Raw genomic sequence first — 11,920 nt, forward strand, 5'->3', positions numbered from 1 at the left:
CTCAGACAAAAACAGTATCATGATAAAAAGAAAGGCCAGCACTGGCTGACCTTTTTAAATAGTACTTAAGCTTACTCTGCGTCTATTTTTGCCCAAGTGTCACGTAGGCCAACAGTGCGGTTAAAGACTAATGCTTCTGGTTTAGAATCTTTCGAGTCCGCACAGAAATAACCCATGCGCTCAAACTGATAACCTTGCTCCGCGTGTGCCGACACCAAACTAGGCTCAACAAAACCATTAATTTTAACCAATGAATCTGGGTTAATTGTTTCGGCAAAGTTGTCAGCCGCCGCCGGGTTGGGAACGGTAAATAGGCGATCATACAAACGAATTTCAGCTGGCAAGGCTTTATCGGCGGATACCCAGTGAATAACACCTTTCACTTTGCGTCCATCTGCCGGGTTTTTACCCAGAGTATCCATATCGTAAGTGCAGAATATTGTCGTAATATTGCCTTGTGCATCTTTTTCAATGCGTTCTGCTTTTATTACGTAAGCGCCGCGTAAGCGAACTTCTTTGCCTAGCACTAAACGTTTGTATTTCTTGTTGCCTTCTTCACGGAAATCTTCACGTTCGATCCATAACTCACGCGTAAAGGGTACTTCGCGCTCACCCATTTCCGGTTTATTTGGGTGATTAGCAAGCGTCAATGTTTCCACTTTATCGGCATCAAAGTTTTCGATCACCACTTTTAGAGGGTCAAGAACCGCCATGGCGCGAGGCGCATGTTCGTTTAAGTCTTCACGGATGCAAGACTCTAACGAACTGAATTCGATCATATTTTCCTGTTTTGTCACCCCAATGCGTTTGCAAAACTCTCGAATCGATGCTGGTGTGAATCCACGGCGGCGTAGACCTGAAATCGTCGGCATACGTGGGTCATCCCAACCATCCACTAATTTTTCCGTAACCAGTTGGTTGAGTTTACGCTTAGACATCACTGTATATTCGAGGTTTAGGCGGCTAAACTCATACTGATGCGGTTGACAATCAATCGTGATATGTTCCAACACCCAATCGTACAAACGACGGTTATCTTGAAACTCTAGGGTACAAATTGAGTGCGTGATCCCTTCCAAGGCATCCGAGATGCAGTGAGTAAAATCGTACATTGGATAAATGCACCATTTGTTACCCGTTTGGTGATGCTCCGCGAAACGAACACGGTAAAGCACAGGATCGCGCATCACCATAAAGGATGACGCCATGTCAATCTTGGCACGTAAACACGCTTTGCCTTCTTCGAAACCACCCGCACGCATTTTCTCAAATAGCGCTAGGTTTTCTTCAACGCTGCGATCGCGGTACGGGCTTGGTTTACCAGCTTGAGTTAATGTGCCGCGATATTCACGGATCTCTTCAGGACTGAGCTCTTCAACATAAGCAAGACCTTTTTCGATCAGCTCAACCGCATATTGGTATAGTTTGTCAAAATAATCTGACGAGTAACAAACATCACCAGACCATTGGAAGCCGAGCCATTTCACGTCTGCTTTGATTGACTCAACGTACTCCATATCTTCTTTTTCAGGGTTTGTATCGTCAAAACGTAAATTACACTGTCCCTGATAGTCCTGAGCAATACCAAAGTTTAAGCAGATAGATTTAGCATGACCGATGTGCAGGTAGCCATTTGGTTCGGGTGGAAAACGAGTATGCACACTTGTGTGTTTGCCATCCGCTAAATCCTTATCAATGATTTGGCGAATAAAATTCGATGGACGAGCCTCAGCTTCACTCATCTATAGCACCTCAAAATTATTTAGTATCGTCAGAAGATTTTTCTGTATGTAACAGCAGCAATGCTTGCAGAAACAGAAAGTTTGTCGCTAATAATCCACAATTATCCGCTCTTACACAATAAAAAGTGGGTATTTCCTACGATTATTTCAAGACATTGCCTTTTGTCTGGTTAGACTAAGCAAAATTTCTGGCAAAGGGCATAAGAAATAGACAATAGACAAAAGATGACGGCCGTAAAACGCCTTCACAGTTGCGCTTATCCTATTAATGAGAAAAGCCTCTGCAACAAGCAGAGGCTTTAAAAATGACCTAATAACCAATTGTGATTAAGGAAGCTTTACGCTAGAAAGATCTTCATTCACGTTGATAGACTTCATCTCACCTGCAACGATTTCAGCTAGGGGACCTAGAATAACTTGCAGGTTGTTAGTGCCTAGTTTCACCACACCCATTGCACCCAATGCTTTTAATGTTTTCTCATCGATAACACTCATGTCATTAACAGATAAGCGTAAGCGAGTGATACAAGCATCGATGTTAGATAGGTTGCTATGGCCGCCTAAGGCTTTAAGGTACTGTTTAGCAAGCTCAGAAGACTCTTTCGCACCTGACACTTGGTTATCGCTATCATCATCTTCGCGGCCAGGTGTTTTAAGGCCAAATTTCAAAATGACCGTACGGAAAATCACATAGTACAGAGCAAAGAACACAATGCCTTGAACCACCAGCATGTACCAATTAACCGCCAGTGGGTTACGTGATGACAATACCATATCCACAAGGCCTGCAGAGAAACCGAAACCCGCAATCCATTGCATTGAAGCAGCAATAAATACTGATAGGCCAGTCAATGCCGCATGCAACACATATAGCGCAGGAGCAAGGAACATGAACGAGAATTCTAGAGGTTCAGTTACACCGGTAAAGAATGAAGCAAAACCAGCGGCAATCATGATAGAAGCAACTTTCTCTTTATTTTTCGCTGTCGATGTGTGGTAAATAGCCAATGCCGCACCAGGTAGGCCGAACATCATAATAGGGAAGAAGCCTGCTTGGTACATACCCGTTACGCCTGGGATGCCTGTACCTTCTGCAATAGATTTCGCACCACCTAAGAAGTTAGGAATATCGTTAATACCCGCAACGTCAAACCAGAATACTGAGTTCAGTGCGTGATGAAGACCAACAGGGATTAGCAAGCGGTTAAAGAACGCATAGATACCGGCACCCGCAGAACCTAGACCTTGAATCGATTCACCAAACGATACTAGACCGCCATAAACATGTGGCCATACATACATCAGAACGAAGGCAATAAAAATACCGGCAAATGAAGTCAAAATAGGGACTAAACGTTTACCAGAGAAGAAGGCTAATGCTTTATGCAGTTCTACAGTAGAGAAGCGATTGTAGATTTCAGCAGAAACAATACCCACTAAAATACCAACAAACTGGTTGTTGATTTTACCAAAAGCAGCAGGAACTACGCTTGGATCAATACCTTGGATCTGCGCAACGGCTCCTGGAGAAAGCAAAGTCGTCACGACTAAGAAACCAACAAAACCCGACAACGCAGCAGCACCGTCTTTATCTTTAGACATCCCGTAAGCCACACCAACAGCAAATAGCACAGACATGTTATCAATGATTGCAGCACCAGCTTTAATCAGGAATGCAGCTAAGGCACTGTTTGAACCCCACCCATTTGGGTCGATCCAATAACCAATACCCATTAGTATTGCGGCAGCTGGCAATGTGGCAACTGGTACCATCAACGCCTTGCCTACTTTTTGAAAGTATCCAAGAATATTCACCTTAAGTTCCCCCTATAGGATTTAGGATTTTTTGTATTTGGTTGAGCCACTTATTTTAGTCGCTCAATTTAGTCAAACTCAGTTTATGATATTAATTTTGCTCCGCAAATTAAAACCTTATCATTTGTGATCATAATCACCACAATCTGCCAAATACCAAGGTTTTTGCTAGCGAGATCATAAAACTTATTTTACAATTAAAAAAATGGAAATTAGGCGATAATATTTGCCTGTTTCATAGCCGAATAGCATGTAAGCTAAACAACCCCGACTGGCTTTTTTCGTATAAAATGCAAACTATAACCATCAAATAACCCAGTTAAAACGAGCACTTAATTTTAATGTCATCCAGCATTCGCTGTTTGCTAACAAGATAATTCGCGACCTAATTGAAGTAAGAAAAGAAAGCACTTGACTGACTCATTCCACCTTTTATTTCGTCGCCTAGCTAAATTCATAAGATATTGATAGATAAGGATTCTATAATTATGTACGCACTAACTAACTGTAAAATCTACACTGGCAGTGATGTGCTAGTTGACTATGCTGTGATTATCAACAACGAGTTGATTGAAGCGGTCTGTCCTATTGCGGATTTACCACAAGGTATAGCGACACAAGATTTAAATGGTGCAAACCTAAGCCCAGGCTTTATCGACCTGCAATTGAATGGTTGTGGCGGTGTGATGCTAAATGATGAAGTAACGGCGACTACGATGCAGATCATGCATAAAGCCAACCTAAAATCAGGATGCACAAGCTTTTTGCCAACGTTAATCACCTCTTCAGACGAAGACATGCGCAAAGCGATTTCTGCCGCACGTGAATATCACTCTCAATATAAAAACCAATCACTGGGTTTACACCTTGAAGGACCATATCTTAATGTGATGAAAAAGGGCATTCACAGTGTCGATTTCATCCGCCCTTCAGATGACAACATGATCACCACTATGTGTGAAAATAGCGATGTGATTGCTAAAGTGACATTGGCGCCAGAGCACAACAATCCAGAACACATTGAACGTTTGGTGAAAGCTGGCATTGTGGTATCGATTGGTCACACTAACGCAACTTATACTGAAGCACGTAAAAGCTTTGAATCAGGCATCACCTTTGCCACGCACTTATTTAATGCCATGACGCCGATGGTTGGACGTGAACCCGGTGTAGTCGGTGCAATTTATGACACCCCAGAGGTTTATGCTGGCGTTATTGCCGACGGCTTCCATGTTGATTATGCTAACATCAGAATTGCTCACAAAATCAAAGGTGAAAAGCTTGTATTAGTGACCGATGCCACAGCTCCTGCAGGTGCTAACATGGATTACTTTATTTTTGTTGGTAAGAAAGTATATTACCGTGATGGCAAGTGTGTTGATGAAAATGGCACACTAGGCGGCTCAGCACTCACTATGATTGAGGCAGTGCAAAACACTGTTGAGCACGTTGGTATCGCATTGGACGAAGCTCTACGGATGGCGACTCTATATCCGGCAAAAGCAATTGGTGTGGATCACAAACTAGGTCGAGTTAAAAAAGGCATGGTGGCGAACCTCACTGCATTTGATAGAGACTTCAATGTTCAGGCGACGGTTGTTAACGGACAATACGAGCACAATTGATAATGAATGGCGGACAAATAGGTAACGTAGATTTAGTCAAACAACTCAACAGCGCAGCAGTGTATCGATTGATCGACCTACAAGGTCCGATATCTCGAATTCAAGTTGCCGATGTGAGCCAACTTGCTCCAGCAAGTGTTACAAAAATAACCCGCCAACTTCTAGAACGCGGCCTCATTAAAGAGGTCGCACAACAAGCCTCTACTGGCGGACGCAGGGCTATCTCATTAACAACCGAAGTCGCCCCTTTTCACTCTGTTGCCGTACGTTTAGGTCGAGATTACATCCAGCTCAGTTTATATAATTTAGGTGGCAAAGAACTCGCGTCTGACTATCACGAGTTTCACTATTCTCACCAAACACAATTAATTGAGGGACTCCTTTTTTACCTCAATACTTTTATCAAACAACAGCAAGAGCGAATCGAACAATTCATTGCCATTGGTATTGCCCTACCCGGCTTAGTCAACCCAGAAACGGGTGTCGTAGAATACATGCCCAACATTGCTATTGATGCACTCGCTTTAGGTGACATCATTCGTGATAATTTTCATGTTGAATGTTTTGTCGGCAATGACGTGCGCGGTATGGCGCTTGCCGAACACTATTTCGGTGCCAGCAAAGATTGCCAAGACTCTATTCTGGTCAGCGTACACAGAGGAACTGGAGCTGGCATTATCGTCAATGGTCAAGTATTCCTAGGCTATAACCGTAACGTGGGTGAAATAGGTCATATCCAAATCGATCCACTCGGCGAACAGTGTCAATGTGGAAACTTCGGCTGTCTGGAAACGGTAGCCGCAAACCCGGCCATTATATCTCGCGTTAAAAAACTGATTGCTCAAGGCTATGAATCTAGCCTCTCGAATATCGAGAGCATTACCATCAATGATGTGTGTGAGCACGCCAATCTCGGTGATGAGCTCGCAAAACAGAGCTTAATTCGAGTGGGTAACCAACTAGGTAAAGCCATTGCAATGACAATCAACTTATTCAATCCACAAAAAGTAGTGATTGCAGGGCAAATTACATCAGCCCAAGAAATCATATTCCCAGCAATTCAGCGGAATGTTGAGAATCAATCCCTCAAAACTTTCCATTCCAATTTACCTATAGTCGCGTCGCAAATTGATAAACAACCAACTATCGGCGCATTTGCTATGATTAAACGAGCAATGTTAAATGGCGTCTTACTCCAAAAATTGCTTGGCGAATAAACTACCGAACGAATCACAATTGGAAGCTGTGTCGTCGTGATACGGCTTTTTTTACAACTCAAGCATTCTTTTTAAACCAAAGCACTACAAAGGAATCTATGGAACTTATCCTAATTTCAGCAGCTTTTTTCGCAGGATTTATTGCCTTGAAGTGCAACTTACCCCCATTGGTTGGATTTTTAGTTGCTGGGTTTGGCCTTAATGCTGCCGGCTACCACAGCAGCGACACCATTTTACTCCTAGCTGATTTAGGGGTGACCTTATTGCTGTTCACAATTGGACTTAAGCTGGAGATTAAAACCTTACTGGCTAGAGAGATTTGGGCTGGCGCCACAGTTCATAACCTCCTTTCTACAGGGATTTTCAGCATTGCTTTATTGATATTCAAATACTTAGGCGTTAGTAGTCTAGCCTCTATGTCAATTGAACAATTAGTTCTGCTTGGTTTTGCTTTGTCATTCTCCAGTACTGTTTTTGCGGTTAAATCACTGCAAGAGAAAGGAGAAATGAACGCGACATACGCTACTATCACCATCGGTATTCTTGTAATGCAAGATATCTTTGCTGTCATATTTTTAACTGTCTCGACTGGAAAACTTCCTCATTGGTACGCTGCCACTTTATTGATCCTGCCCTTTATGCGGCCACTATTTTACAAACTGCTCGACTGGGTTGGTCACGGTGAAATGCTTGTTCTATTTGGTATATTTTTTGCGTTAGTGGTCGGAGCAGGATCATTTGAATTGGTTGGGATGAAACCCGATCTTGGTGCTCTGATTTTAGGCATGCTGCTAGCAGGCCATCGCAAAGCATCTGAGTTGTCAAAATCACTCTTTAATCTAAAAGAGCTGTTTCTCGTCTGCTTTTTCCTCAACATTGGACTATCAGAACAACCCACAATGACTGGGTTTGCGCTCGCATTGTTGATCTTACTGCTGCTTCCAATCAAAGCAATTCTCTATTTCTGGGTACTCAACCGCTTTAAATTCCGAGTGAGGACTTCACTGTTGGCCACCTTGTCTTTATTCAATTTCAGTGAATTTGGGCTAATTGTGGGTGGTCTTGCTTTTAAAATGGGGTGGATGTCGGGTGACATATTAGTTGCGTTAGCCATTGCGGTATCCATTTCATTTGTGATCGCAGCACCAATAAGCCGTAAAGGCCATGAACTCTACCAACATTCACGGCAATGGTTGAAAGAACATGCCGCAGAAAAACTCAACACCAAAGATCAATTAATTAACCCGGGTCACGCTCAGGTACTTATATTAGGAATGGGCCGAATTGGTACAGGTGCATATGATGAATTGCACTCTCGTTATGGCAAAATAAGTTTAGGCATAGAAGTCCGGGAAGAGGTTGCTCATGATCATCGTTCACAAGGACGCAATGTTATTGCTGGTGATGCAACCGACCCTGATTTCTGGGAGCGCATTCTAGACACTGGTAATGTAAAACTCGTACTGCTTGCTATGCCGCATCATCAAGGTAACCAAATCGCGCTGTCTCAATTACAACACCGTAATTTTAAAGGACAAATCGCAGCCATCGCCGAATACCCAGACCAATTGGAATCGCTATTGGAAAGTGGTGTTGATGCGGCATTCAACATCTATAACGAAGCGGGTAGCGGTTTTGCCCGCCATGTATGTAAACAGCTCCAACCTAATTTTACTAAACCGTAATAATGTCTAGGTAAGCCATAGCAATTTTTAGATAAAACATTGTCATTTCTATGCCCAACTCAATACGGCCCCAGAGCTTAGTTGGGCATAATTTACCCATCAGCGCTCAAAAACAGAAAACAAATAGAAAAAATTCACATAAAATGCATTTTATTTAAATCAAATCCACCAGCATGCGTCTTATATGATATTAACAACACCATATGGTTGCTTTTTTTAACCAAAATGGCAAATTAGGCCCAACAGATTAAAAATCATCAAAAGGAAGTTGTATGTGTTCTATATTTGGCATTCTTGATATTAAAAGTGATGCAACAGCGTTACGCCCAATAGCGCTAGAGATGTCTAAAAAAATGCGTCACCGCGGCCCTGACTGGTCTGGCATCTATGCTTCAGAAAAAGCAATCTTGGCTCATGAGCGCCTTTCTATTGTCGGTTTAAACAGCGGCGCACAACCCCTTTATAGCCCAAATAAAAAGCACATATTAGCGGTCAATGGTGAGATTTATAACCACAAAGAAATTCGTGCTCGTTACCAAGGCAAATACGATTTTCAAACCGACTCTGACTGCGAAGTGATATTAGCGCTTTATGCAGACATGGGTGCCGCGCTGCTTGAAGAACTCAACGGTATCTTTGCCTTTGTGCTCTATGATGAAGAAAAAGATGAGTACCTTATCGGGCGTGATCACATTGGTATCATCCCTCTGTATCAAGGCCATGACGAACACGGTAACTACTATATCGCCTCCGAAATGAAAGCGTTGGTGAGCGTTTGTAAAACCATCAGTGAATTTCCTCCTGGTAGTTACTACAGCTCGAAAGAGGCTGGTCCGCAGCGCTACTATATTCGAGATTGGAATGAATACGCGGCAGTCCAAGGCAATAGCAGTAGTAAAGAAGATCTAAAACAAGCATTAGAAGCGGCCGTTAAGCGCCAACTGATGACAGACGTACCTTATGGTGTTTTGCTTTCTGGAGGATTGGACTCTTCAATTACGTCAGCCATTGCGAAACGTTACGCTGCCATGCGAATTGAAGATGATGAACAATCAGAAGCGTGGTGGCCACAGCTTCACTCTTTTGCGGTGGGTTTAGACGGTGCTCCAGACCTTAAAGCCGCCCGCGAAGTGGCTGAAAAAATTGGCACTGTACACCACGAAATGACTTATACCATCCAAGAGGGTTTAGATGCTATTCGTGATGTTATTTACCACATTGAAACGTATGACGTGACGACGATTCGAGCCTCTACTCCTATGTATTTGATGGGGCGAAAAATCAAAGCAATGGGTATCAAAATGGTCCTTTCTGGCGAAGGAGCGGATGAGATCTTCGGTGGTTACTTATACTTCCACAAAGCACCAAACGCGCAAGAATTCCACGAAGAAACTGTGCGTAAACTGCTGGCGTTGAACTTGTTTGACTGCGCTCGCGCTAATAAGTCTTTAGCAGCTTGGGGAGTGGAAGGACGCGTTCCTTTCCTAGACAAGGAGTTTATTGATGTGGCGATGAGGCTTAACCCTGCTGACAAAATGTGTGGTAATGGAAAAATGGAAAAACACATTCTACGTGAGTGCTTTGAAGATTATCTTCCAGCCTCGATTGCTTGGCGTCAAAAAGAGCAATTTTCCGATGGTGTGGGCTATAGCTGGATTGACACCCTAAAGAGTGTTGCTGAAGAAAAAATTACCGATCAGCAGATGGAAACAGCAAAATACCGCTTCCCATATAATACTCCAGCGACAAAAGAAGGGTATGTTTACCGCGAGATCTTTGAAGAGCTGTTCCCGTTAGAGTCGGCTGCGCAATGCGTTCCTGGAGGTCCTTCTGTGGCTTGTTCTTCCGCCAAAGCAATTGAGTGGGATGAATCCTTTAAAAATTGTATTGACCCATCAGGCCGAGCTGTCAAAGCGGTACACAATGAAGCGTACTGATCCAATCCTTGAGTGATACATAACATAAAAGGCGCTGAATGCGCCTTTTATGTGTCTAAATAGCTTACTGTAGAGAGCCAATCACGAATCCAATTCTAAATGCTTATTATCAATGCTCATCGGTATCACTTGGCTGATCATTTTAACCAACATAATCGAACGCATCTCGCCATCGGGTTCTTGATAAATGGCATCAATTCCTGAAAATTGCCCACTTTTAAGCCTAACCACCTGTCCTTTTTCAGGAATATTGAGCGATGTCATCGGTTTTTTCATTTGGTCGAGTGACTTTAACTCGCCGATCAAATCACCGTCTAACTCCTTAGGATGCGGACCAAATCGAATGAAATCGACTACACCACGAGTAGAGCGAACACTAGTAAAAGTTGGGCCAATTTCAAAATCAAAGTAAATGAACATATAGGAGGGAAAAAGTGGCTCTTTGACAACTTGCCGCTTACCCCGAAGAATTCTCTCTAACTCAATTTCTGGGTAGAAACATTCGACACCTTGATTTTCAAGGTGTGCTTTAGCACGCCTCTGATCGCCACGTTTACAATACAACAAATACCAACGTTTCATTTTATTCCTAGCTACTGCTTTTCTTTTTCTTGAATCCTAACATCATCCATCTTCTCAATAAACGGCTAATAAACCAAACACAACAATAAACACTTTATGTCCGAGTAAGGAAAATTCAACAAATCAGTAATGAAAGATAAGTTTTCATGAGGCAACAAAACTTTACTGATAGACAAAACCACTATTAAAAAACAATAAGTTAATCAACACCACCAGAATGAAACACTGATTTTACTCATTGCGATACGCTAAAAGCCAATGTATATCTAAAGCACAATTTTTCTCATCTCAAATACTAATAATTCTTATGACAAACCAACATCAATACTTTGGGCACCCAAGGGGCCTATTTTTACTTTTTGGCACAGAGCTATGGGAACGTTTTTCGTATTATGCGATGCGCGCCATTTTGGTACTTTACATAACAGACGCGACTATAAATGGGGGGCTAGGTTGGTCAACCAAAGATGCTCTCGATCTTTACGGTACTTATACTGGGCTAGTCTATATAACACCTCTTATTGGCGGCTATCTTGCCGACAACTATCTTGGGCAACGTCGTTCAATTCTGATTGGTGGTGCGTTAATGGCTATTGGCCAATTTACTCTTGCACTACCTGCTGATGCATTGGGGATCGGTTCCCTACACACTTTCTATTTAGGCCTTGCATTGCTTATCTGCGGTAACGGTCTATTTAAGCCCAATATCTCAACAATGGTTGGTGACCTATATAATGAAGGTGATAACCGTCGTGATGGCGCGTTCACCATCTTCTACATGGGGATCAATTTAGGTGCGCTACTTGCTGGTGTGATCTCTGGTTCTGTTACTAACTCATTTGGTTGGAAAGCAGGTTTTGTGGCGGCTGGTATTGGTATGCTGATCAGCCTTGTGATGCAAATGGCAATGGCTCAATCATGGCTTGGTGATATTGGCCGTGAACCAGCAGCGAAGCGTGATCTAAAGCTGAAAAAATCAGCAAATAAAGAACCACTAACAAAAGCAGAAGTAGATCGTATCAAAGTTATCCTTGTGATGAGTTTATTTACCATCGTTTTCTGGGCGGGTTTCGAACAAGCGGGTGGTTTAATGAACATTTACACGCAGCAATACACTGATCGTATGATCGGTGGTTTTGAGGTACCTGCGGCTTGGTTCCAATCGTTAAATCCATTTTTCATTATTACTCTTGCCCCTGTATTAGCCGTATTATGGGTAAAATTAGGTAAGCGTGAACCAAACTCGCCAATGAAGTTTGCATTAGCGATGTTCTTCTTAGCCCTAGGCTTCCTATGGTATGCGCCCCATGATCCCAC

At 42.8% G+C, this 11,920-nt stretch carries 8 protein-coding genes; 5 read left to right on the plus strand and 3 right to left on the minus strand.

Features of this window, described 5'->3' with window-relative positions; all coding sequences use genetic code 11:
• Nucleotides 1-71: 71 nt before the first annotated feature.
• Both glnS and nagE read right to left on the minus strand, forming a co-directional pair.
• Nucleotides 72-1,742 carry a glutamine--tRNA ligase gene (gene glnS, locus VOR_RS0104215; RefSeq protein ID WP_010318481.1) on the minus strand — a complete coding sequence of 557 codons (1,671 nt, stop codon included), beginning with the start codon at nucleotides 1,740-1,742 and terminating at the stop codon, nucleotides 72-74.
• 327 nt (nucleotides 1,743-2,069) lie between these two features.
• Complete coding sequence (gene nagE / locus VOR_RS0104220) at nucleotides 2,070-3,557, minus strand: N-acetylglucosamine-specific PTS transporter subunit IIBC (protein ID WP_010318482.1); 1,488 nt, start codon at nucleotides 3,555-3,557, stop codon at nucleotides 2,070-2,072.
• A gap of 488 nt (nucleotides 3,558-4,045) precedes the next feature.
• On the opposite strand from nagE, the gene nagA reads away from it, so the two are divergent.
• From nagA to asnB, 4 genes are all read left to right on the plus strand, one after another.
• Nucleotides 4,046-5,182, plus strand: coding sequence for an N-acetylglucosamine-6-phosphate deacetylase (nagA, locus tag VOR_RS0104225; protein WP_010318483.1), 1,137 nt, complete (start codon nucleotides 4,046-4,048; stop codon nucleotides 5,180-5,182).
• A gap of 2 nt (nucleotides 5,183-5,184) precedes the next feature.
• On the plus strand, nucleotides 5,185-6,399 hold the full coding sequence (gene nagC / locus VOR_RS0104230; RefSeq protein ID WP_010318484.1) for a DNA-binding transcriptional regulator NagC: 1,215 nt from the start codon (nucleotides 5,185-5,187) through the stop codon (nucleotides 6,397-6,399).
• A 98-nt stretch (nucleotides 6,400-6,497) separates the two neighbouring features.
• Complete coding sequence (locus tag VOR_RS0104235) at nucleotides 6,498-8,084, plus strand: cation:proton antiporter family protein (protein WP_010318485.1); 1,587 nt, start codon at nucleotides 6,498-6,500, stop codon at nucleotides 8,082-8,084.
• Nucleotides 8,085-8,356: 272 nt separating this feature from the next.
• On the plus strand, nucleotides 8,357-10,021 hold the full coding sequence (gene asnB, locus VOR_RS0104245; RefSeq protein ID WP_010318486.1) for an asparagine synthase B: 1,665 nt from the start codon (nucleotides 8,357-8,359) through the stop codon (nucleotides 10,019-10,021).
• 81 nt (nucleotides 10,022-10,102) lie between these two features.
• Here the strand turns inward: asnB and rfaH are convergent, their stop codons facing one another.
• Nucleotides 10,103-10,603, minus strand: a complete 501-nt coding sequence (gene rfaH, locus VOR_RS0104250; protein ID WP_010318487.1) for a transcription/translation regulatory transformer protein RfaH — start codon at nucleotides 10,601-10,603, stop codon at nucleotides 10,103-10,105.
• A 307-nt stretch (nucleotides 10,604-10,910) separates the two neighbouring features.
• Between rfaH and VOR_RS0104255 the strand changes: the two genes are divergently transcribed.
• A partial coding sequence (locus tag VOR_RS0104255) for a peptide MFS transporter (RefSeq protein WP_010318488.1) occupies nucleotides 10,911-11,920 on the plus strand: 1,010 nt, incomplete at its 3' end.

It is taken from the genome of Vibrio ordalii ATCC 33509, from assembly GCA_000257205.1.
Classification (GTDB): Bacteria; Pseudomonadota; Gammaproteobacteria; order Enterobacterales; family Vibrionaceae; genus Vibrio; species Vibrio ordalii.